Source organism: Metaclostridioides mangenotii (assembly GCF_017873185.1).
GTDB classification, from domain to species: domain Bacteria; phylum Bacillota; class Clostridia; order Peptostreptococcales; family Peptostreptococcaceae; genus Metaclostridioides; species Metaclostridioides mangenotii.
This window is the reverse complement of sequence record NZ_JAGGJX010000002.1, coordinates 339,111-363,274: the sequence shown is the minus strand read 5'-3', so window position 1 is coordinate 363,274 and position 24,164 is coordinate 339,111. Positions and strand designations below refer to the sequence as shown.

Genomic DNA, 24,164 nt, shown 5'->3' with positions numbered 1-24,164 from the left:
AAATATGACATAGATACAAGCCCCTTATGACTTATCAAATTTTCGGGATTGTATCTGTGTTGGCTATTTGTTTATAGGGGGTTCATTATTACTATATATAAAGTCACACGGACTACTGTGTGGCTTTTTTTGTATCTAAAATCAAGCCACGTGAAAGTTGTGCTATGTGGCTGTATAAATTTTTAAGCCACATGGTCTCACCGTGTGGCTTTTTTGTATCCAAATTTTAAAGGAGTGTTTAAATTTATGACAGGAATTGTATCAGTACTCATTCAAAGTTTAATTTTATCTATAATGGCAATTGGGGTCTATATATCTTACAAGATCTTAGATTTTCCAGATATGACAGCTGATGGTAGCTTCTCTCTCGGTGGAGCTGTTATTGCAATATCTCTTGCAAGCGGTATGTCCCCAATACTAGGAACTATTTTAGCATTTACTTGTGGGCTTGTCGCTGGACTTGTTACAAGTGTATTACACATAAGGTTTAAGATTACCAACCTACTTTCAGGAATTTTGGTTATGGGTATGCTCTACTCTATAAATCTTGGAATAATGGGAAAATCAAATATGCCATTATTCACTTACCAAAACCTATTTAACAGTAAATTATCACCGTTAATACTTGCAATAACATTTGCAATAGCTTGTAAAGTTATTCTAGATTTATTCCTAAAAACAGGTCTTGGCTACACTTTAAAAGGAGTTGGCGATAATCCACAAATGATAAAGTCGCTTGGAGTAAATATAGACAGAATCAAAACTCTAGGCCTTATGATATCCAATGGATTAATTGCTCTTTCAGGAGGATTATTTGGACAGTTTCAAGGTTTTTCAGATGTGAATATGGGGATAGGAACATTGGTACTTGGAATAGCTTCAATAATTATCGGAATGTCTCTATTTAAAAAAATTGTGGCTATAAAAGCTACTACAGCAATAATAATCGGAACTTTTATCTACCAGTTCACAATATATCTGGCTATAAATTTCGGTCTAGTTTCAGCTGATAATCTAAAACTTATAACATCAGTTGTAATAGTACTGTTCCTAACAATCGGTAACACAGGAGCATTTGCAAATAAACATAGAAAGTCTAAAAAAATTGAAAAAAGAGGTGTTGTAGATGTTGCAAATTAGAAATATATCAAAAACTTTCCCAAACCCATATGGAGATCCAAATACAATATTTGAAGGCATTTCTCTTGATATAGATAGGGGTGATTTTGTAAGTATCATAGGAAGTAACGGAACTGGTAAATCTACTCTTTTAAATATAATTTCTGGATTTTTAAAAGAAACTTACGGAGATATAATTTTGGATGGAGATAACCTAACAAGTTTTCCAGAGTACAAAAAGACCCAGATAATAAGCCGAGTTTTTCAAGATCCTGGCATGGGAACTTGCCCATCAATGACAGTAAGAGAAAATATTTCTCTAGCACTCAATAAGGGAAAGCTACTTAATTTTAAAAAATGTCTTAGACATAAAACTGATACTATTGAAAAATTGCTAGAAGGTGTTTCTCTAGATTTAAAGAGATTTTTAGATGTAGAGGTTAGGTATTTGTCAGGCGGCCAGAGGCAAGCTCTATCTTTGATAATGTCTAGTATTACAAACCCAAAACTACTACTTTTAGATGAGCACACAGCAGCACTCGACCCAAAAACATCAAACGAAATTATAGAGCTTACTGACAAAATAGTTAAAGAAAAACACATTACGACACTTATGGTAACCCACAATCTAAAACATGCTATCGAATACGGAAATCGACTTATAATGCTTCACAAAGGTGAGGTAGTTTTAGATATAAGCGGTGAAGAAAAGAAAAATATCACTATCGAAGAAATACTAAGCAAATTCGAATACGCTGTTTAAAGCAATATATATCTAAATAAATATTCTAAATAAAATCTAGGAGGATAATATTATGAAAAAATCAAAAAAATTAGCAAGTTTAATTCTAGTTGGGTCACTTGGTGTTTCAATGCTGTCGGGATGTTCGGATAGTCCATCAAATAAAAATGGTGAAATTAACAAAATCCAGACAATAGGTATAACACAACTTGTAGAGCATCCCTCTCTAGACAAAACTAGGGAAGGTTTTGTTAAAGCTCTCGAGGACAATGGCTACAAAGATGGAGAAAATATTAAAATAGACTACCAAAACGCACAAAATAGTATACCAACAACACAGACTATAGCGTCTAAATTTGCATCGGATAAAAAAGATTTGATCTATGCTATTTCTACTCCATCTGCACAGGCAGCTTACAATGCGACTAAGGATATACCTATAATGATAACTGCTGTAACAGACCCAATCGAAGCTGGTTTGGTAAAATCGTTAGAAAAACCAGGAGGAAATGTATCTGGAACATCAGACTATATATCTATTGATAAAAACTTAGAGCTTGTAAAAACATTTGTACCAGAAGCTAAAACAATAGGTGTTCTTTACAATACCAGCGAAGTAAATTCTAAGATTCAGGTTGATAACCTAAAAGAATACGCAGAAAAAAATAACTACACAGTTGTTGAAAAAGGTGTGTCATCTTCAAATGAGGTAAATCAGGCTATGTCTAGCTTAGCTGGCAAAATTGATGCACTTTATGTTCCAACAGACAACTTAATAGTTTCATCTATGCCAATAGTTTCTAAAATAGCTAATAGCAATAAAATACCTGTGATAGCTTGTGAAGATGGTTCTGTATCTAGCGGTGCTCTTGCTTGCCAAGGTATCGACTACGAAAAATTAGGGTACAAATCTGGAGAACTTGCGATTAAAGTATTAAAGGGCGAGAAAATATCCAACATACCGGTTACTACACTCGATGAAACTCAAATTATTGTTAATGAGGACACTCTAAAAGCTCTTTCATTAGATAAACCTGAAGACGATATAGTGTACATTAAAACTCAAAGCAATTAATTCTATGAATATATCTAATCTGCTTATAAAATACAAAACTATTGGAAATACTTATATGTAAATAAATTGTTTTAAAAGGAAGGTTATTTATATGGAAAATTCAATGTTTTGTTACCAGTGTGAACAAACTGCTGGTGGTAAAGGATGTACAAAAGTAGGTGTTTGCGGTAAAACCCCAGACATCGCTTGTATGCAAGACTTATTAATATATCAACTAAAAGGTATTTCGTCATATGCAATGTTACTGATAGAGAAGGGCGAAAAAATAGACAAAGATATCGTATCATTTGTAGAAAATAGCTTATTCACTACTCTTACAAATGTAAACTTTGATGGCGATGCACATGAAAAAATGCTTAGAAAATCTCAAGAGATCAAACAAAGTCTAAGAGAAAAATGCGGTGAATCATTAAGCGACAATGAATATGCAAGTTACGATTTAAGCGAAAACAGAAATCAAATGTTAGAAGATTCTATAAGAGCTGGTATAATGTTTGACCAAAATCTGGATGCAGACATACGTTCACTGAGACAGACAATTCTATATGGTCTTAAGGGAATGAGTGCTTACAGCCACCAAGCTAGAGCATTAGGATTTTATAGCGATCAAGTTGATGAATTTTTCTTTAGAGCCTTAAAAGCAATTATAGACGATGATATGGCACTAGAGGATCTTATAACATTTACAATGAAAACTGGTGAAATAGCAGTAGCCTGTATACAAAAACTTGATGAAGCTAACACTACTACTTATAAAAATCCAAAACCTCAAAAAGTTAATGTAAAACTTAAAAAAGGACCTTTTATAGTAGTATCTGGTCACGATCTTAAAGATTTAGAAATGATACTTAAACAGACTGAAGGAAAAGGTATAAACGTATACACTCACGGTGAAATGATTCCATGTCATGGATATCCTGAATTAAATAAATACAAACATCTAGCGGGTAACTTCGGTGGAGCTTGGCAAGATCAACAAAAAGAATTCGATAATTTACCTGGATGTGTTCTTATGACGACTAACTGTCTTATGAAGCCAAGAGATTCATACAAAGATAGAATCTTTACAACAAGTGTTGTAGGTTGGGATGGACTAAAATATATTGGTAAATCAGAAAACGGAGAAAAAGATTTCTCTGAAATAATTGAAAAAGCACTAGAGCTTGGTGGATACAATGAGGATCAAGAGCCACACGAAATACTAGTTGGATTTGGTCACGAGGCAACACTTAGCAATGCACCAGCTATAATAGACGCTGTTAAATCAGGGAAATTAAAGCACTTCTTCTTAATTGGAGGATGTGATGGAGCTAGACCTGGAAGAAATTATTATACAGACTTTGCAAAACAAGTTCCAAAAGACTGTATAATACTTACACTTGCCTGTGGTAAATACAGATTCAACAAACTAGACTTTGGAGAAGTTGCAGGTCTGCCAAGACTACTCGATGTAGGTCAATGTAACGATGCGTATTCTGCAGTTAAAATCGCACTTGCATTAGCAGACGCATTTGATACAGATGTAAACGGACTACCGCTTTCGATTATATTGTCATGGTATGAGCAAAAAGCAGTAGCTGATTTACTTGCACTTCTATCACTAGGAATAAAAGACATATACCTTGGACCTACACTTCCAGCATTTATAAGTCCAAATGTTCTTCAGTATCTAGTTGATACGTTCAATCTAAATACTATAAGTACGCCAGAAAAAGATCTAGCTACTTGTCTAGGAGTGCCAGCACAATAATGATATAAATATAAAATGGAATGGATACCCCATAAATTTTAATAATTATGAGGTATCCATTTTTATATTAAAGCACTTCTCTTTTCCCTAAATATAACAAAGCCTGTTTATATCTATTAAATACATTTTCATTATGTCCGTAATTATCCCATTCAAGTGTTACATTAGATGTACCAATTTGCGATTTAAAAATCTTATAGGACTTTTCAACACACTTTGTTATGTCCTTTTGAGCTGTGTACTTTTTATTTCCCTCCCTAAGTCCAGCTATTATAAAAATCTTTACATTCTCATTTAGTATTTTATTTGCCTCAATAAAGTCTATCCACCCCTTAAACCACTGTGATCCACATATACTTACAATTTTTCCGAAACAAGAATATTTATATATAGAAAACAATGATATTAAACCACCTAATGAATAACCTATCATAGATGTATCTTCAACCTCCGTACTTGTATTGAAGTTGCTATCAATAAATGGTTTTAATTCATCAACAATAAAATCTAAATAAACTTCCCCTTTACCTCCAAAAGGCTCAAACTTCTCGACTAAGGCTGGTGCCTGCCAAGGAGTATACTCGCTCAACCTATTTTTAGATGATATCCCCACTATAATGTGCTCTTTATATAAATTTTGTTTTTTATCTTTTTCTTTTTCTTCTTCCTTTTCTATTTCTTCCATAATTCCAAACAATAATTTTATAAACGTGTCACCGTCATGCACGTACACAACAGGATAATTCCTATTTTGTTCAACGCTTTTATTGTACGATTCTGGAAGATACACAAAAATCTCTCTTCCAAATTCTATTAAATCTATAAATTTACCGCCCATCATCTGCACCTCTTAAACCTAATTTTTATTTCTATTTTTCACCCTACTTGGAGATATACCGAAGTTTTTCTTAAATAACCTGCTAAAGTAAAACTCATCTGTATATCCAACAGCTTCGGCTACTCTTTTAACTGAGTACCCCTCTTGCTCTAATAGACGGCTCGCAACACTCATTCTGTACTTAATTAAGTAGTCTATTGGTCTAGTTTTAGTGCACTTGTAAAACAGATATGATATTCTGCTTGATTTTACTCCAAATACTGTCTCAAGCTTTGATAGGGATATTTCCTTCATGTAGTTTTCAGTAATGTACTTTGTTACTGCAGAGACCAATGCTCTCTCATTGTCGTATTGTTTATGGGAGAACCCTTCAAACAGCTCCTTTAAAAATAGGTTGACCCTGATTTGTAGCTTAAATCTCGACATTAGCTCCGATTCATAAGATATATCTAAAATTTCATTTAGCTCATCTATTACATCGACATAATTATCGACTTTCATTTCAAACACAGTGTTCATATAGTTTGAAGTTTTAGATCTAGGATCAGAAATGTAATATATATTAATATGGTTAAAATTCTCATTCCCTAAGACCTCAAATGATATTTTTTTATCCGGGCATACATGTAAAAATTTACCTGGCTCTACTGTGTACATTTCATCATCCAATATAATATTTGCTCGTCCACTTATTGGAAATATAAATGCTGATAGATTCGTAGTATAGCTGTTTTTATCTAAAGTTCTTTTCTTAACAAAATAACTTACTCTATCTACTTGATATGGATCATTATTAAATTCAACTAACACATCATGCGCTTTAACTGAATTATCGATTGTATGCTTTTTTACATATTTTATTTCCGTATTCATCAAATAAACTCCTTCCATTAATCATTTCTATAATTTAAATCCCACTTACTTTTTAATTCTTACTTATTTTTAAATTTTATTTAAATATATGTCTATGTATTTTTAATATTTGTCCATCTTTACAGATTTGTTTATTCAAACTTATTAAATGGTATATTATAATATTCCTTGTAAATGATAAACATTATCATATATATACCATTACACATGATAACACTTATCATTTATATTATTATAATACACACTTTAAGTATACACAAGAAAGGAGAAATATATGGAAAGTATTCAATCTGCGTCATTTAAGAAGAATCAGCAAAGAAAAATTATTTTTTACACAATATCATTTTTTCTTGTTATTCTTTTATTGATTTCAGTTGTATTATCTGTTTCCAAAGGCTCTTTAAACATAGATCCATCTGTTTCATACGGTATATTAATTAATAAGATCTTTGGTATTGGTAATTCAACTGCTCTTATAAATGATGCAAATTATAATATAGTCTGGATGATTAGATTTCCTAGAGTTATTCTAGCTCTAATTGTTGGTGCAGGTCTTGCACTTTGCGGAACTATTATGCAAGCTACTGTCCAAAACCCTTTAGCTGAACCCTATATACTCGGGATTTCATCTGGGGCTTCTTTAGGGGCAACTTTTTCGATTATGCTGGGAGTAGGATCTTTTAACCTACTCACAATTAACGGAACTTCATTTTGGGCATTTATAGGAGCACTTATTTCTGCAACTATGGTTTTACTATTATCATCACTTGGAGGTAAAATTTCATCAGCTAAATTAGTTCTTTCAGGGACTGTTGTAAATGCTCTTTGCAATGCCTTATCCAACTTTATTATCTCTATGGCAAGCAATGCTGAGGGAATGCAGTCAGTAAAGTTCTGGACTATGGGATCTCTTGCAGGCGCGAAGTGGGGAAATATTTTGTTTCCAACAGTGATTGTAGCACTGTGTTGCATATTTTTCTTACTCCAATCTAGAAATCTCAACTTGTTGCTTATGGGTGATGAGTCGGCTATCACACTTGGAATAAATCTAGTATTTTATAGAAGATTGTATATGATAATAACTTCTCTACTTACAGGAGTTTTGGTTTCTGTCTGCGGAATTATAGGGTTTGTCGGATTAATCATACCGCATATTACTAGGTCGCTGGTCGGATCTGACCACAAGAGACTGACTCCTATATCGATACTTCTCGGATCGATATTTATGATCTGGGCTGATGTAATAGCTAGAACTATAATTCCTAATTCTGAACTTTCAATAGGTATAATTACTGCAATGGTTGGATCGCCGTTCTTTGTATACATACTACTTAGACGAAGTTATGGATTCGGTGAAAAATAGGAGGTCTGATATGGATTTACAAATTAAAAACTTAGAGGTAGATATATCTACTAAGAAAATCATAAAAAATGTATCCTTTTCTGTTGAGGACAGTGAATTTGTTGGATTAATTGGACCTAATGGAAGTGGAAAATCAACATTATTAAAAGCTATTTATCGAGTTTTAAAATATACATCTGGTTCAGTATTTTTAAATGGGCAGGACATGAAGAAAATCAATCCAAAAGATATAGCAAAAAACTTAGGAGTTGTCAGCCAGTTTAATAATATAAATTTTGATTTCAAGGTCTTAGATGTAGTCTTGATGGGGAGAAGCCCTCATAAATCTCTACTTCAAAGTGAAAATGAGGGAGACTACGATATAGCTATCGACTCGCTAAAGAAAGTCGGCATGGAGAATTACGCAGATAGGGGCTTTTCCTCTCTTTCAGGGGGTGAAAAACAGCGTGTAATTTTAGCTAGATCTTTAACCCAAAAGCCTAAGATTTTGTTACTCGATGAACCTACTAATCATTTGGATATAAAGTATCAAATTGAAATTATGAATGTAGTTAAAAAGCTCGGTATATGTGTATTAGCAGCTTTACACGACATAAGCTTAGCATCACAGTACTGCGACAAAATAATAGTTTTAAAGGATGGCAATATAGTTACACAAGGTACACCTGAAGATGTAGTTACATCTGAAATGATAAAAAGTGTATACGATATCGACAGCTATATATACAAAAATCCTGTAACTGATACACTTTCAATATCTTACTATTAAATAAATTAAATACAAAGTGGCATTAATGCTTCTAAATATATTACAAGGAGAATTTAATATGAAAAAAACATTAGTACTTTTTACAACAATGCTAGTAACTGCCAGTATATTGACTGGTTGTACTAAATCTACAAAGAGCGAAGAAAATGACAAGAAAAATAATACATCTTCATCTGAAACTGCTTCACTTAAAACAACATACCCTCTTACTATAAAAGCCTTTGACGACAATGGCAATACATACGATCAAGTCTTCAAAGAAGCGCCAAAAAGAGTTGTTACAAACAATCAATCTTCAACTGAATTGCTTTTAGATTTAGGACTTAAGGATTCTATTGTGGGAACTGGAGATTTGGACAATAAAATTATGGATAAATTTGAAAATGATTACAAGGCAATTCCTGTAGTAGCGGAAAAAGGACAAGTTGCTAAAGAATCAGTTTTAGGTACCAATCCAGACTTAGTTATAGGAAGAGCTGCATCATTTACTGATGACGCATATGGTACAATCCCTACTCTTAACGATATGGGGGTAAATACATATGTACAATTAGCTAGTAAAATGAATACTGAACAATCTTTAGAAAACATAATCACAGATATTAAAAATATAGGTAAATTATTTGATATTCAAGAAAAGGCAAATAAATATGCAGATAACCTTCAATTAAAATTAGATGAAATAAAGGGTAAAATCTCTGATATAAATTCAGATCCTAAAAATGTAATGATTATGGTTAACTACAATGATGGACAGTTTGGTGTATTTGGAGCTAATGCCTCTCTACAATCTAAAATGTTGGAGACAATAAATGCCAAAAATGTAGCTGACAAGGGCGGTTCACTATCCATCGAAAACTTAATTTCTCTTAACCCAGATGCTATAGTATATGTAAAGGCCAACAAAAATTCTGCCAACGATAAAACTGCAGTAAAATCTCTTTTAGATAACAATCTCATTCAAAATGTAACTGCTATCAAAGACAAAAATATCATCGAAGTTGAATATACTGAACTTATGGGTTACAGCTTCAGAAACTTTGATTGCATAGAAACAATAGCAAAAGGATTATACCCTGATACATTTAAATAAAATTCTTTATAATTAAATTCAAGGTAATTGTTCTTAAATATATTTTTTGTTGAAAAAGTGGTATAACTTTATTTTATAGAGCTATACCACTTTTCAGACTGTCGATAAAATAAAAAAAATTTGTTAATCAGCATAAAAAATAGCGTATAATCCTTATTAAAGGACACACGCTATTTTTTATATTAATTTTTATATCTACTTAAAATAGACATTTAATTATGCTTTTATATCTATCGTTTTATTCAGTTATTTAGTAGCCACAATAATTGAAGACATTATATACTCACCTACATTTAGGTTATGTCCCCACTTAGCAGCATACTCTTCCGATACCTCTTTAGTTTCAATTCTAATATTTTTAAATCCTGACTTATTCAGATAAAACTCTAATTCTTCAACTGAAGATGCCCCTGTAACTCAGCCACAGTAAAGTTTTTCGTCTTGTTTCATCTCGTCCGTAAGATCCTTCATTAAAACTATATCCGAAATCGCAAGTCTTCCGCCATTTTTTAGCACGCGATGAGCTTCATCATAAACCCTTTGTTTATTTGGAGATAAGTTTATTACGCAGTTTGATATAATTACATCTACAATCCCATCTGCGACCGGTATATTTTCAACTTCACCAAGTCTAAAGTCTACATTTGAGTAGTTATTTTCATAGGCGTTTTCCCTCGCTTGACTTAACATCTCTGGTGTCATATCTACCCCTATAACCAAACCATTACCACCAACCTTTTTTGACGCTATAAAGCAATCAAAACCAGCTCCACTTCCTAAATCTAGAACTGTCTCACCTTCAGTGATATTTGCTACTAACTGCGGGTTTCCACATCCAAGTCCAAGGTTAGAACTTTTTGGTACCGTATCTATATCTTCACTTGAGTATCCTATACTTTTAGAAATATCTTCACTTGATCTCTCGATCTTCTCTTCTTCCGTAACTAATTTTTTATATCCATCTCTAACTATATTCTTTAGTTCCTCATTGCTAAATTTACTCATGACTATCTCCCCTCGATATTTTTAATAAACTATTTTAATCTCATATGAAGAATTGGAAACGGGTTGTTTGAATCGTCCAACTCACTTCTATCAAACTCTTTAAATCCTAGATGTTTATAGAAACCAACCGCTTGAGGGTTTTGCTCATTTACATCAACAAACCTTGCATATAATTTATTTATTGCATAGAGCATTAATTCCTTTCCAATTCCTTTACCCCTAACATCTGGGCTGACGAATAACATCTCTATCTTTTGATTTTCTACTCCCACAAATGCTTTTATATGTCCATGCCCGTCTCTTGTGCAAAAAAGATGATCAATTTGTGAAACCCCTTCTTTTACTACTGGAATAAGGGTTTGTATATCGCTTTCTTTTAAAAACGTATGCGTCGCTCTAACAGATCCTTCCCATACATTAATCAATTCTGTCTTTACATCGTCTTCTATATTATTTAATTTTTCAATCGAGAATTTACACATATCTATCTCCTTTTACATATCCTTATAAGCTAATTATACACAAAATTCGTTAGTCATTATAGATAAAATAAATATAATTCAAATCATATATAGTGATTTACATTTATTTTTCGATATAAAAATTACAGCAAAACTCTTAGCAAGTATCACTAAAAGAAAACTAATAATATATTCCAATTATTGTCCATTCTTTCACTCTTCTATCTATACCTTAATGTAAGCTGTCCTCTATTTTTATAACTCTATCTACCCAACCTCTATAAAATTTTTCTTCATGTGAAACCAATATTATACTACCCCCGAAATTTTTTAAAGCGCCCTGCAATTCCTCTTTTGTATCGCTATCAAAGTGATTTGTAGGCTCATCTAAAATTAAGAAATTACATGGTGATAGAATCAAGCTACAAAGTTTGACTTTCGACTGCTCTCCACCACTTAAAGTTGAAATCTCTCTCAGCACATGCTCTTCTTTAAGTCCACATCTTGCCAATGCTTTACGAACTTCTTTTGTATTCATTTTAGGATGAGAATCGGATATAATATCAAGCGGTGTGTTATTAGGATTTTTCCATACTAAATCCTGCTCGTAATAACCAAACTTAACTTGATCCGAAAACTCAAAATCTCCAGATATACTTGGAATTTCATTTATCAATGTTTTTATCAAAGTTGACTTTCCAATTCCATTAAAACCGCTAATTACTATTTTTTCACCTCCAGAAACACTAAGATTTAGCTTTGGAAGCAATGGATAATAGTAACCAACCTCTAAATCCTTAGCAATAAGCACATTACCTCTAGATATCTCAGTTTCGCTAAATCTTATAGAGACTTTATCTGTAAAAGTTGGTGCTTTGATTCTTTCGACTCTGTCCAGTTGTTTTTGTCTACCTCTAGCCATTTTCGAATTAACTCCTGCCTTATTTTTTCTTATAAAGTCCTCTGTTCTTTTAATCATCCTCTGCTGAGACTGATATTGTCTTAGATAGTCCTCCCTCAAATGCATTTTCTGATTAAGGAACTCTGAGTATTTACCACTGTATTTTTTTATTGTTCCAAATTCGATATCTAAAATTCCAGTTGAGATTTTTTCCAAGAAATCAAAGTCATGCGATACAACAATAAATGCTCCCTTATAATTCTTTAAATAGTCAGACAACCACTCAACGTGTTCTTTATCGAGAAAGTTAGTCGGCTCATCCAAAAGTAATACTTCTGGTCCAGATAATAGTAATTTTGCTAAAATAATTTTTGCTCTTTGTCCCCCACTGAGTTCTCCTACAATGCTATCTAAACCTATAGTATCTAATCCAAACCCATTAGCTACTTTACCAATCTCGCTATCAATAGAATAAAAATCATGTAAATCCAGTTGCTCCTGGTAATTTGATGCCCTAATAAGTTGTTTTTCCTCTCCAGTAGACGCAAATTCTTCATACAATGCGTTCATCTTTTTTTCTAGTTCGTAAAGCTCTGAAAATGCACCCTGTAGATAGCTTAAAATTGTAATTTCCTTATCTACTTCTGCGTATTGATCTAAATGACCTACAGTTATGTTTGACTGCCATTTTATATCCCCCTCATCAGGAACGACTTCTTCCAGCAGTATTTTGATAAGAGTACTTTTTCCAGCACCATTTTGACCAACTACTCCTACATGCTCCCCTTTATACAATTCAAAATCCGATTTTTCATATAATAACTTATCCATAAAAGAATGTGATAAATTACTTACTTTTAATAAACTCATTTTAATTCTCCTTAATTTAACTAATATAATCTATTTAATTTATTTTTAAATAAAAAACAGAGGTGCGGCGAAAAGTACGCTGACCTCTTTTAAACAATAAAAGGCCACAGACAAGCATTGCTGTCTATGGCCTCTCAATCTATTTAATATCTTCTCGATAAATGGGTAATTTTAATTAAACATAGCAAAAACTACATTTTAATTAAACAGGCATAGCAAAACTATACTCTTATCCATTTATCGATGAAGATAGTAAGCTCTAAGCTTCAAGATTAACCTCTACACAACGCTTCATCGTATACATTTGTGCAGAGTTAGGTTTTGTAACAAATTTTAAATATTTTTTACTAATCATTTTTTTCACTTCCTAATATTTTTATACAACATTATAATACAACATTTTCTATATATTTTCAACCATATGAAATTTATCTATGTACAATTAAGCTATAGACAGATTTATATGCCTATAGCTTATAATAGAAAATAGCTTAAACAAAAGTTTAAATATATTCTATTTGATAATTTCTAAACAATAGTTTCTATTGTATACATAATACATTTTAATACAGTGATATATTCGTTTAAATAAATGCCTATGAGAGATTAAACTTAGAAAATAAATTCAAGATTTTTATGATACCAATTATTCTTAAATAGAATTTAGAAAGTAGGTGGTGTTATTGCATATATTACTTCACAATAATCATCGCATGTCTCCCACTTGTGATTTGTATGTGGAGGTATTCTAACGCTATCCCCACAATTTAATTTGATTACTGAATTCATTATGTAAAGCGTTACTGATCCTTCTGATACATATGCAACCTCTTCACCTTTATGGTTAGAAAGTTCCTTTGAAGACGACTTATGAGGTGGAATTTTCATCATCGAAAACTCTATTGCCCCTTTAAAATTTGGTGTAAAAAGTTCATATACAATACTATCGTCTTCTGGAGACAATAACTTCCTTCTATTGCCACTTCTTACTACTAGATCTTCATTTGAATCATCGTTTATAAAAAAATTAAATAAAGGTATATCTAGGGCATAAGATACTTGCTTTAACGTGTTAATAGATGGATTAGCTGTTCCTTTTTCTATTTGACTAAGTAAAGATGGAGTTACTCCTGTTAAATTCGCCAGCTCTTTTATAGTCAAATCCTTCATTTTTCTGTACGTAGTAATATTTTTTGATATGTCTACTTCTACCATTTATAAACAACCTCATTTTTATATATTTTATTTTACTGTTATATTAAGATTATATCAAGATTGTTCAAATTTGGCAATTTAATAGATTTCCCAACAATTTAACATCGTTTAATTTAATTCAATATTATTAATTTTAATTAAATTAAATTAATTACTGTTAATTTATAGTAAATATAATTGTTTTTTATTGTAAAAAATATTTAGTCGTGTCAAATTTAATTATATTTTTATGTATAATGTTAAATTTTCATAGTCTTTATCGTTTAATATATTTAAAAGTTCTATATTGCTATAGAACTTTTAAATATTAAAAATATCTCATTGATAAAGAAGTACTATATCATAATTTGGAGCTACAATTCTAACTACTGTCCAAACTATACCATACATAGTTAAGTTGTAGTTACCCCAATAAATTTGTCTATATACTGTAAAAAATCTTTTCTTTTTTGTAATGCTTCTTTTTTGGTGTGTGCACAATGTAACCATTTGACATTTTTTATACCTACACCTTTTAGATTAGTTTTAATAAAAAGACCTTTAATTGGGTTCCCTGCAAAATATTTTAAATACCATTTAGGTGAGTTCGATGTTGTTATAACGGTTGTCTTTTTAATATTTGTTAATAATCCTTTTAATCCTGTACTTGTTTCTATATATGCAAAATCTTTCAGCATTACCTTATCTAGAAATCCCTTTAAGATAGCTGGAACATCAAACCACCAGATAGGAAATATTATTATTAATTCTTCTGTTTCTTTCAATATCTTCTGGTATTTCTCCACTAAAGGATCCTTATGTTCTCCTCTTGAATATAAAGCAAGTTCGCTTTCTGTAAGGACAGGATTAAAATTATCCTTATTTAAATCTATCAAAGTATAATATTTATTGTTTTTTTCTAATCTCTTTATAATTGTATCTAAAATACTTTTATTAAAGCTTCCATGCCAAGGGTGTGCTAATATGATAGTCGTCATTTTCAATCTCCTCCTAATATATTGTTTAAATCTAAACTAATTTTTTGCCGGATTCAAATGCTTTATTTAACGCTTTTTCATTTTCATAGCATTGTAAATCATATGTGCTTATATTGATGTTTTGAACAAATTGAATACTGAGCATTTCGGATATCAATCGTATTGTATTAACAATATTTTGTACACCTGAACTTGCTTCATTACTATCACCGTATGTTGTTAGCAATACTATTCTTTTTTCTTTAAAAAACTCTTTATCAACTGCATATAGTCGGTCTAAAAATCCCTTTAATTGTGCAGTCATATTAAATACAAATACTGGTGTTGCTAAAACTAGAACATCAGCATTTTTAATTAGAGGATATATATCATTCATATCATCTTGTAAAACACATGCACCGACTCTTTGACATGAATTGCATCCTATACAGTTTTTGATATTTTTATTTTGTAAGAAAATATGATTTATTTCTGCTTCACTATCAGCATGTTGTATTCCCAATACAAATTGATTTAAGATATGTGCTGTATTCCCTTTAGATCTTGGACTTCCTAAAATAGTTAATACATTCATATATATTACTCCTTTCTTAGGGCGGATATTATTGATGTTTTAATGCACACATATGCACTCAAATAACAAAGAAAAAAGACAGTATTGTCTAATTTTCAATCAAGTCTTTTAATTTTGATGTTGTAGTCTCAAATTTACCTATTATAAATTCACTGTTTATTTCATAAATTGTGCTTCTACCTTGCTTTGTTTTAGTCACAATTTCATAACGATTCATTAGCTCTAAATGTCTTGAGATTACAGAACGATCCTGTGTAAAGTTTTCAGCGATTTCTTTGATACTCTTTGCGCCGTTTATAGCAAGATACTTCATTATTTCACTTCTGACAGGCTCAAATAAAGCCTTATAAAATTCAAAATCAATCGCATCTTCTATTTCTTGCGAACAATTTGTATTTGAAGTTGTGTATTTGCTTTCATCATTCATATTATCACCCTATATCAATTATATGTGCACACTCATGCACTTGTCAAGAATTAATATGAAATGAATGCCTCGCTATTTGCATCTGATTGCTGTTCTTTATTTGTTTCATTTTCTGATTTTGCCTTAGAACCATCCGCTTATGTGCATCCAACTAATGCTAAAACTGAAATCATAAATATAGTCAATAATAGTTTTCCCTTTTCATTTGTTTCTCCTTTGTCTTATGTCTTTATTTAAAATAAAAAATGCTGTGTCGATAAACACAGCAACAAATAAAGCATAGAAATGCTAAACATTGCCTTCTTAAACCCGAATAAGTATTGCATGTGCATAATGAGCATGAGCAGGTCTTCTGGCTTAAACATAAAACATTATTTTTAACCTTTCCAGATTATTCTAGTGGCAATAAAAAATAACTCTGTTATCACAGCAGCGGGTCTGCGTGGGATTTTAACTTAATGATTTTATTTACAATATCTATTAATAGCTGCTTCAAAATTTTTAACATGTACTTCTTCATCTCTAATTATTCTTTCTAATACTTGTTGGACATAACCATCGCTAATCATAAGTATATGTTGTCTATAGTTTGCTATTGCTTGTAGCTCTGTTTCTAAATCATTCTGTAACTGGTCACATATTTCAAATCCGTATTTCACAAACCCTCCATACCAGTAATCACCGTTGGTACTCGCTGATCCTCTATATACAGGTTTCCCGCCAAGAAGTACGATCAACCTGGAAAGTACCCTCATATGCCACATTTCTACATCAGCTATTTTAGTCCACATATTAATAAGATATGGATCTAAATTCACAAAATCAGAAGCGTGAAATCTATATTGGTTTACTGAAGTAAATTCGCTTATAACTCCTGCAAAATCATCCATTATTATCTCTGCAAAGTACGGGTTCGGCCCCTCTACTCTTATTTCTGGATAAGGAGCAAAAGATTGGAATACTTCTTCGCTCCCAGTTACACCTTGAATTACTGGTCCACCTTGATTGCCTTGTACACCTTGAGGACCTTGAATTCCTTGACCATCTGCCATAAAATTTCCTCCTTTATTAATTAATATCGCTATAAATTATGTATCACTATATAGAATATATATGTAATAAAGGAGGATTAAATACAATATTTGTCTATATAGTATCTTTATCTTTCCTCAATTCAATTGTAAATGTAGTTCCTACTCCAAGTTCACTTTTAATATATATCTTTCCACCACATATATCGATTATCCTTTTTGCTAACGATAGCCCAAGGCCATTACCTTCACTAAGATGCGATCTATCACCTTGGTAAAACTTATCAAACATATGTCTTTGTATATCTTCGGTCATACCAATTCCGCTATCTGAAATTTCAACTTCTATTTTATCTTTATAATCCTCAAGCTTAATAGAAACATATCCTCCGTCTTCTGTAAATTTTATAGCATTTCCGATTAGATTTATCCATACTTGTTGTAGGAGATCTTCATTTTCTACAATATTTACTTCCTCTAGTTCTATATCTAGATTAATATTTTTTCGACTCCACTCCTGTTCCATAATAAGTATCGCACATCTAATTTGCTCATCAAGCGAAAACTCGACCTTTTTAGTATTGATCTCTTGATTTTCTATCTTTGACAACTTGAGAATATTTGAAGTCAATTTTGACAATCTAGTCGATTCACTGATTATAATATCAGTAAACTCTTTCTTTTCTTCTTCACTAAAATTATTGTCTTGTAATAGCTTTGCAAATCCCTGAATAGACGCAAGTGGCGTCTTTATTTCATGTGATACATTACTGACAAAGTCATTTCTAAGTGTCTCAATACTGCTTAATTCATGTACCATCTTGTTGAAGTTTTCTGTCAGAAATCCAAATTCATAGTCCTTTGGGATATCCACTCTTACGCTAAAATCCCCTTTTGCTACCTCTTCTGTAGCTCTACTTAAAGCTCTAACTGGACTTAAAACTCTTTTAGAAATAACTCCTGATATTACTGTAGCTATTATTATAGAAATAGTTATAGCTGTTCCAGTTATTAAGAATCCTTTGAAGTGTTCATTGCTTCTATTATAGCAAGTAGATATAACCAAGTAGTTATCATCGACTTTTAATACTGTCTTCACAATAGGCATACCCTTGAGTCTAATTTGACTATATTCTCCATTTTTTAATTTAACTGCCTCATCTTTATACTTTGATAAATCCTCTATTTTACTTACTCTGTACATTCTATTACTGCTCAATTCACTTATTTTATCAACTGGATAGTCCGTGTTCTCAGACAGATCCAGTACTGTATTTACAATTTCTATCTGGCTATCCTTTGATTCCTTTATTATACTTTCACTTGAAATCAGTACAGATATTAATATTGTACAAACTCCTGAAACAAGCATCATCATAACAATAAGAGCAACTAACTTTACCCTCAAATTTTTCATCATACCTTTTTTACCGACTTATACCCAAGACCTCTCACAGTTACTATCTCAAACTCTGCTAAATCGTAATATTTTTCTCTAAGCCTCTTAATATGGACATCAACAGTACGTTCATCTACATCATTATCCATTCCCCAGATTTCATCTAGAAGTTGTCTTCTTGTAAATATAACCTCCGGATAAGACAACAACTTAAATAACAAGTAAAACTCCTTCTTAGGAAGTGTAGTCTTTTCTCCATTTATGCTTACAGATATCTCATCGTAATCTAAAACAATATCTCCAATATACACCCTATGTTCGTTAGATATTTTTGATCTCCTAAGGAGAGCTCCAATTCTAAGTATCATTTCATCTATATCTATAGGTTTAACCATATAATCATCGGCCCCTACAATAAAGCCCTTTTTCTTATCATCAAATGTCTCTTTTGCAGTTACCATCAGTATAGGCATATTATACCCTGATTCTCTAAGAGATTCGGTTAAATCATATCCGTCTACATTGGGCATCATAATATCTGATATAACTAGATCAATATGTTCATTATCTATAATATTTAAAGCTTTTTCACCATCTTCAGCTACAAATGAATTATAACCATTCTTCTTGAGAGTAGCCGATATAAGTTTCCTTAAATTTTTATCATCTTCTGCAATTAGTATATTAAACACTTTATCATCACCCCTAATTTTCATATTACTCTAAATAATACTATCTTAATATTAACTGATTGTGAACATATTGAAAAATAGACTGAGTTTATTCACATTCGGTTCATAATACAATTTTACAATTATATCACTTAGTAGTAAAGGAGGAGAAAAATGCTACAGTTAAAAGATATAGTCAAAAGTTATACAACAGGTGAATTTACACAAGTTGCCCTTAATAAGGTCAGTCTTAAATTTAGAGAATCTGAGTTTGTTGCAATCCTTGGGCCTAGTGGCTCTGGTAAAACGACTTGTTTAAATATTGTAGGTGGACTTGATCAATACGATGAAGGAGACCTCATTATAAACGGAAAATCTACAAAGAATTTTAAAGACTCCGATTGGGATGCTTACAGAAACAACAGTGTTGGATTTGTGTTTCAAAGTTACAACCTTATCTCTCATTTAAGTATAATGGATAATGTTGAGATGGGAATGACTTTGAGCGGCGTTTCATCTAAAGAAAAACATTCAAAAGCACTAGAGGTTTTAGAAAAGGTTGGGCTAAAAGAGCACGTACATAAAAAGCCCAATCAATTATCCGGTGGTCAAATGCAGAGGGTCGCAATAGCGCGTGCACTTGCAAATGATCCAGATATTATACTTGCCGATGAACCTACAGGAGCATTAGATACACATACAAGTGTACAAATAATGGAGCTTATAAAAGAGATTTCTAAAGATAAATTAGTCGTTATGGTAACGCATAACCCTGATTTAGCAAATGAATACACTGATAGAATTGTCGAGTTTAGAGATGGTGAAATAAAATCTGACAGCAACCCATTTGATGATAAATTGGTTAAATCAGATTACAAGCTTAAAAAGACCAATATGAGTTTTCTTACGGCTTTAAAACTATCTGCTAAAAATATTTCGACTAAAAAATGGAGAACTGCACTTACTGCATTTGCATCAAGTATAGGAATCATAGGAATTGCACTAGTACTTTCTCTCTCAAATGGATTTGACAAACAGATAGGTGAGTTTGAAAACAGTACACTTTCAGGATTCCCTATAAGTATCAACCAAAAGATGGCCAATATGGATATAGATGCAATGAAAGAGCAAAATAAAAAACTGGTAAGTAAATCTGTAAATAAAGATCAATACCCAAAAGTAAATCATATTTACCCTTACGATCCTAGTGATAACAGTCTAGAGCACACAAACAAGTTTACAGATGATTACCTAGAATATGTAAAAGACATCAACCCTGAAATGCTTTCAGGTACATCGTATACTAGACTTGTAAATATGAATCTGCTAAAATCTGATGGAGAAACTGCAAACCCAGTTAATACATCTACAGTCAACTTCTCTACATTCCCAAGTGGAAAAGATTCAGATTCAAGCAGTTATTTAAAAAGCAACTACGATCTACTATCTGGCTCATACCCTAAAGATAAAACAGATTTAGTACTTATTGTAGACAGTTACAATAGACTTGATAAAAATATGTTAAAAGCATTAGGAATGGAAGATTCTAAAAACGTTAATTACAAAGACATAGTAGGAAAAGAATTTAAGTTGATATTAAACGATGATTACTATAAGAAAAATGGAGATTTCTTCACTACTAAAGCAAATTCGGACAATCTTATAGATCTTTACAACAACGATAATGCAAAAACAGTTAAAATAGCTGGTGTTCTTAGATCTAGTGAGGATTCTAAATTAGAAATACTTTCACCTGGTCTTTTTTATTCGGATGATCTAGCTCAGTACTTTATAGACGATGCTAAAAATTCTGAAATAGTAAAAGCGCAGAAAGACACTGACTTTAATATACTGACAGGACAACCTTTTGGAGAAGAAACCTCATCAACAGGAATGCAATCTTCTGGAGCTGATCAAATGATGACAATGGGAAATTCAGTAGTTAATGCACAAGCACCTACTAAAGATCAGGTATTATCACAATTAGGTGCTAATTCTACTCCATTTTCTATAACTATATATCCAAAAGATTTTACTACAAAAGATGATATATTAAGTTACTTAAACAAATGGAATAACGGTAAAGATGTTGAAGATTCAATCTTATACACAGACCTAGCTTCCACATTTACAGATTTATCCGGTGGGATAATGGACTCAATAACACTTGTACTAATTGCCTTTGCATCGATCTCGCTAGTTGTATCATTAATTATGATAGGTATAATTACCTATATATCAGTACTAGAGAGAACAAAGGAAATTGGTGTACTTAGATCACTTGGAGCTAGGAAGAAAGATATAACTAGAGTGTTTACAGCAGAAACATTTATAATAGGAACTTGTTCAGGAGCACTTGGTATACTAATATCTTATTTATTGACATTCCCAATAAATAATGTACTTAAGAACCTTACAGACCTAGATGGTGTAGCTCAGCTTAATCCTGTTCACGCTATACTACTTCTAGTTATAAGTGTATCTCTTACACTACTTGGTGGTGCTTTACCTGCAAGAATGGCCGCTAAGAAAAATCCTGTTGAGGCACTTCGTACAGAATAGGCGTTTCCGCGGGAGTTATCGAATTGTTGGGTTTGCTTCAGGGCATAACTATCGGTACGGATTTGATTGTAGCTCACCTAACAAAATCAATAACTCTCGCTGGGTCAAGCCTTTCGGTTGGCTTAAAGGAATGAACTAAAAAGTATAAAAAATCTCAAATAATTCATCTTTGCAATAGGCGTTAGTGATATAACTGACCTTATCGGAAATACATTAGGTGGAATTATTGGAGTCGGATTATATTTTCTATTTTTTAAGCTGTTCAGTGCAAATACAAATAAAATCCTTAATGTTTTAGCTTCAATCGGAACATGCATTGTTGCATTATTACCGTTATTAATTTTAACTTCCATTAAATTTTTATTTAAATCAATGAAAAATGAATTGGAATATATTAATTTGAAAAACAGAAATAGGATGTAAATCGAGACATCCTATTTTCTATTGAATTATAAATTATTCAATTCTAATTTCCGAACTAATTATTTCTAATATTGATATAATTCTGATTTAAAGTAAAAGCTAACTGCTACTAAATAATAACTTAATTATTATTTAGTAGCAGTTTTTTCATTTATCAGTTTTATCCGAAGGGTCAATATTACGGTGTCATTCCTTAATTTTTAAATACATTTATTTAAAGGTGAGTTATTAGACACATTTTTTTCAACTAAGCTATATAGTATTATCATTTTCGTCCTTTATATCTATTGCCATAGTGAAAAATTTAAACGAAATAAGACTATAAAAACCTATAGCTAAAATTATTAGTGATATTATAACACTCAACATTACTATTGAAAAAAACATATTTTTATCAAATATATATTTGAATGTTAATAAAAAAATAGTTATGTTTAAGATTATAAACTCAACAAAAGCACACTTAGATATAGTTTTAAAGATGTTAGGTACTTCTTTAGAGAACGGATTTTTTTCAGTCACTAATATTTTACAAAATCTTTTAATTGAAAATAACGCAATCAAATAAGGTATTGAACATAAGTAAACGGATACAGTAATATTTGTAACAATATTTGAATCTAGTGATCGGCTAGTTTGAAAACTATAGACTATCTCTGATACTATCGAAGGTACTACAAAAAGTACCAAAAGTGTAATTGCTATTCCAAATATCATTATTATATTTAAAGCTTTATAACTAATGTTTTTTAACATTTTTTTACTCCTTCCAATTAATATAAATATATAATAGCACATTTCATATTGTTTATCAAAATTAAATTGCTGTTTATCGATATTAAAATAATCAAACAAACATATAACCACTTAGCAAATCCTTTTATTTTACAAACTGTAAAAAGCATTCCTCCTACCCTACCCAAAGTTTTCTAATCTGTTTCTAATGTTTCATTAACTTAGAACTAAGAATTATTTCATATAATAAGATTATCAACAACAAGCAAACAATAAAAACAAAACATAAGAGGAAATGATAAACTTAAAAGTTTATTTACATAAAATATCTTAAGGGGTGGTAATATGGTTAGGTTTTGTGTCAACATAGCAAAGATTATAGGAATTATTATACTAATAGGAATTGTTTTGGGGTTAGTTGGATCGACAATAGGATTTGTAGTAAAATTAGCTATTCCGATTTTACTTATATATCTTGCTAATGAAAGAATATCAAAAAGCGGTTTTGTAAACTTTGCAATGCTTGCAATAGGGATATTGATGTTAATAAGAGTTGCTTTAAACTTTATACATTTTATATTCTAAGCTTCATTAGCATAAATTAAAATTTGATTTGCAAATAAAAATTTAAATAAAATAAACTAAAAATTTAGGAGGAATAAATTATGATAACTTTAGAAATGATAGATGAATTAAGAAAGAGAGTCGATGTAAGTTTTGAGGATGCAAAGGAAGCTCTTGAACAAAATAATGGAGATATACTTGAATCTATAATATATTTAGAAAAAAACAAAAATATAAGAAATAGCAATAGAGGTTTCAAGGATTTAAATGACTTTAAAAATGAGTTTAAGAAAGGATTTGATGATTACAAAGGTTATGGCAATAAACACAACACTGGTGAAACTTTAACTGGAATAACTAGATGGATTAAAAAGGTTGTAAAAGTTGGAAATAGAAACCATGTTGTTATAAAAAAGGAAGATAAAATAGTAATGAATATACCACTTACTTTCTTAGCTATAGGTACTGTATTTGCTTTCTATATAGTAATCCCTCTACTATTATTAGCATTGTTTACAGGACATAAAATTAATTTCGTAGGAGAAGATGTAGAAAAAACTTCTGTTAATGAATACAGCTCGAAAGTTGGAGATACTGTAAACGATATAAAAGTCGAGTTAAGAAAATAATATAAATAGCACTAAGGATATTGAAAATATGTGTGTATTTTCAGTATCTTTTTGCTATTATAAGATATAAGAATAAAACTTAATATATTAGTGGGAAC

The 24,164-nt window shown here is 31.3% G+C and carries 24 protein-coding genes and 1 riboswitch; of the genes, 10 read left to right on the top strand and 14 right to left on the bottom strand.

Translation table 11 applies throughout. The annotated features are described in order from the left end of the window. Window positions 1-246: 246 nt before the first annotated feature. The 4 genes from J2Z43_RS07785 to hcp all read left to right on the top strand — a co-directional run bounded on the left by J2Z43_RS07785 (window position 247) and on the right by hcp (window position 4,686). Entirely contained in the window at window positions 247-1,140 is an 894-nt protein-coding gene (locus J2Z43_RS07785) for an ABC transporter permease (protein WP_209456658.1), read from the top strand. Then, the gene (locus tag J2Z43_RS07780; protein ID WP_209456657.1) at window positions 1,127-1,882 is read left to right on the top strand and encodes an ABC transporter ATP-binding protein; all 756 of its coding nucleotides are present in this window, start codon (window positions 1,127-1,129) and stop codon (window positions 1,880-1,882) included. The genes J2Z43_RS07785 and J2Z43_RS07780 overlap by 14 nt, the downstream gene beginning before the upstream one ends. Before the next feature lie 52 nt (window positions 1,883-1,934). After that, on the top strand, window positions 1,935-2,936 hold the full coding sequence (locus J2Z43_RS07775; protein ID WP_209456656.1) for an ABC transporter substrate-binding protein: 1,002 nt from the start codon (window positions 1,935-1,937) through the stop codon (window positions 2,934-2,936). A gap of 91 nt (window positions 2,937-3,027) precedes the next feature. Then, window positions 3,028-4,686: a hydroxylamine reductase gene (hcp, locus tag J2Z43_RS07770; protein ID WP_209456655.1), complete on the top strand. Its 1,659-nt coding sequence runs from the start codon at window positions 3,028-3,030 to the stop codon at window positions 4,684-4,686. Window positions 4,687-4,753: 67 nt separating this feature from the next. Here hcp and J2Z43_RS07765 read toward each other — a convergent pair whose 3' ends face one another. Together J2Z43_RS07765 and J2Z43_RS07760 are read right to left on the bottom strand one after the other, a co-directional pair. Beyond that, complete coding sequence (locus tag J2Z43_RS07765; protein ID WP_234926159.1) at window positions 4,754-5,527, bottom strand: alpha/beta hydrolase; 774 nt, start codon at window positions 5,525-5,527, stop codon at window positions 4,754-4,756. Window positions 5,528-5,542: 15 nt separating this feature from the next. Beyond that, complete coding sequence (locus J2Z43_RS07760) at window positions 5,543-6,397, bottom strand: AraC family transcriptional regulator (RefSeq protein ID WP_209456654.1); 855 nt, start codon at window positions 6,395-6,397, stop codon at window positions 5,543-5,545. Window positions 6,398-6,671: 274 nt separating this feature from the next. On the opposite strand from J2Z43_RS07760, the gene J2Z43_RS07755 reads away from it, so the two are divergent. From J2Z43_RS07755 to J2Z43_RS07745, 3 genes are read left to right on the top strand one after another with little or no spacing between them, the layout of a single operon-like run. Beyond that, on the top strand, window positions 6,672-7,760 hold the full coding sequence (locus tag J2Z43_RS07755; protein ID WP_209456653.1) for a FecCD family ABC transporter permease: 1,089 nt from the start codon (window positions 6,672-6,674) through the stop codon (window positions 7,758-7,760). A gap of 10 nt (window positions 7,761-7,770) precedes the next feature. Continuing rightward, window positions 7,771-8,529, top strand: a complete 759-nt coding sequence (locus tag J2Z43_RS07750; RefSeq protein WP_209456652.1) for an ABC transporter ATP-binding protein — start codon at window positions 7,771-7,773, stop codon at window positions 8,527-8,529. Between the two features lie 58 nt (window positions 8,530-8,587). Next, window positions 8,588-9,622, top strand: a complete 1,035-nt coding sequence (locus J2Z43_RS07745; RefSeq protein WP_209456651.1) for an ABC transporter substrate-binding protein — start codon at window positions 8,588-8,590, stop codon at window positions 9,620-9,622. 246 nt (window positions 9,623-9,868) lie between these two features. Here J2Z43_RS07745 and arsM read toward each other — a convergent pair whose 3' ends face one another. The 10 genes from arsM to J2Z43_RS07695 form a co-directional block, all read right to left on the bottom strand. Continuing rightward, on the bottom strand, window positions 9,869-10,627 hold the full coding sequence (gene arsM / locus J2Z43_RS07740; RefSeq protein WP_209456650.1) for an arsenite methyltransferase: 759 nt from the start codon (window positions 10,625-10,627) through the stop codon (window positions 9,869-9,871). A gap of 29 nt (window positions 10,628-10,656) precedes the next feature. After that, on the bottom strand, window positions 10,657-11,109 hold the full coding sequence (locus tag J2Z43_RS07735) for a GNAT family N-acetyltransferase (protein WP_209456649.1): 453 nt from the start codon (window positions 11,107-11,109) through the stop codon (window positions 10,657-10,659). Window positions 11,110-11,320: 211 nt separating this feature from the next. Beyond that, complete coding sequence (locus tag J2Z43_RS07730; protein WP_209456648.1) at window positions 11,321-12,859, bottom strand: ABC-F family ATP-binding cassette domain-containing protein; 1,539 nt, start codon at window positions 12,857-12,859, stop codon at window positions 11,321-11,323. A gap of 663 nt (window positions 12,860-13,522) precedes the next feature. Continuing rightward, window positions 13,523-14,074 (bottom strand): helix-turn-helix domain-containing protein, encoded by a 552-nt coding sequence (locus J2Z43_RS07725; RefSeq protein WP_209456647.1) that lies wholly within the window; start codon window positions 14,072-14,074, stop codon window positions 13,523-13,525. Window positions 14,075-14,466: 392 nt separating this feature from the next. Next, on the bottom strand, window positions 14,467-15,051 hold the full coding sequence (locus tag J2Z43_RS07720; RefSeq protein ID WP_209456646.1) for an NAD(P)H-dependent oxidoreductase: 585 nt from the start codon (window positions 15,049-15,051) through the stop codon (window positions 14,467-14,469). A 31-nt stretch (window positions 15,052-15,082) separates the two neighbouring features. Beyond that, window positions 15,083-15,625 (bottom strand): flavodoxin family protein, encoded by a 543-nt coding sequence (locus J2Z43_RS07715; protein WP_209456645.1) that lies wholly within the window; start codon window positions 15,623-15,625, stop codon window positions 15,083-15,085. 88 nt (window positions 15,626-15,713) lie between these two features. Beyond that, the gene (locus J2Z43_RS07710; RefSeq protein ID WP_209456644.1) at window positions 15,714-16,052 is read right to left on the bottom strand and encodes an ArsR/SmtB family transcription factor; all 339 of its coding nucleotides are present in this window, start codon (window positions 16,050-16,052) and stop codon (window positions 15,714-15,716) included. Window positions 16,053-16,377: 325 nt separating this feature from the next. After that, window positions 16,378-16,559, bottom strand: a riboswitch (cobalamin riboswitch). Beyond that, window positions 16,517-17,104: a ferritin-like domain-containing protein gene (locus J2Z43_RS07705; protein ID WP_209456643.1), complete on the bottom strand. Its 588-nt coding sequence runs from the start codon at window positions 17,102-17,104 to the stop codon at window positions 16,517-16,519. (Overlaps the previous riboswitch by 43 nt.) 94 nt (window positions 17,105-17,198) lie before the next feature. Further along, a complete protein-coding gene (locus tag J2Z43_RS07700) occupies window positions 17,199-18,503 on the bottom strand; it encodes a HAMP domain-containing sensor histidine kinase (protein ID WP_209456642.1) in 1,305 nt (434 codons plus the stop codon). After that, window positions 18,500-19,198, bottom strand: coding sequence for a response regulator transcription factor (locus tag J2Z43_RS07695; RefSeq protein ID WP_234926156.1), 699 nt, complete (start codon window positions 19,196-19,198; stop codon window positions 18,500-18,502). The genes J2Z43_RS07700 and J2Z43_RS07695 overlap by 4 nt, the downstream gene beginning before the upstream one ends. A 129-nt stretch (window positions 19,199-19,327) precedes the next feature. On the opposite strand from J2Z43_RS07695, the gene J2Z43_RS07690 reads away from it, so the two are divergent. Then, window positions 19,328-21,715, top strand: a complete 2,388-nt coding sequence (locus J2Z43_RS07690; protein ID WP_209456641.1) for an ABC transporter ATP-binding protein/permease — start codon at window positions 19,328-19,330, stop codon at window positions 21,713-21,715. A gap of 122 nt (window positions 21,716-21,837) precedes the next feature. On the opposite strand, the gene J2Z43_RS07685 is transcribed toward J2Z43_RS07690, so the two are convergent. Both J2Z43_RS07685 and J2Z43_RS07680 read right to left on the bottom strand, forming a co-directional pair. Beyond that, on the bottom strand, window positions 21,838-22,068 hold the full coding sequence (locus tag J2Z43_RS07685; protein WP_209456640.1) for a hypothetical protein: 231 nt from the start codon (window positions 22,066-22,068) through the stop codon (window positions 21,838-21,840). Between the two features lie 322 nt (window positions 22,069-22,390). Beyond that, the gene (locus tag J2Z43_RS07680) at window positions 22,391-22,894 is read right to left on the bottom strand and encodes a DUF2975 domain-containing protein (RefSeq protein ID WP_209456639.1); all 504 of its coding nucleotides are present in this window, start codon (window positions 22,892-22,894) and stop codon (window positions 22,391-22,393) included. Window positions 22,895-23,218: 324 nt separating this feature from the next. Here J2Z43_RS07680 and J2Z43_RS07675 point away from each other — a divergent pair, with 324 nt between their 5' ends. Both J2Z43_RS07675 and J2Z43_RS07670 read left to right on the top strand, forming a co-directional pair. Continuing rightward, window positions 23,219-23,458, top strand: coding sequence for a hypothetical protein (locus tag J2Z43_RS07675; RefSeq protein ID WP_027701259.1), 240 nt, complete (start codon window positions 23,219-23,221; stop codon window positions 23,456-23,458). An 80-nt stretch (window positions 23,459-23,538) separates the two neighbouring features. Continuing rightward, window positions 23,539-24,066 carry a DUF4342 domain-containing protein gene (locus J2Z43_RS07670; RefSeq protein WP_027701258.1) on the top strand — a complete coding sequence of 176 codons (528 nt, stop codon included), beginning with the start codon at window positions 23,539-23,541 and terminating at the stop codon, window positions 24,064-24,066. Window positions 24,067-24,164: the final 98 nt, after the last annotated feature.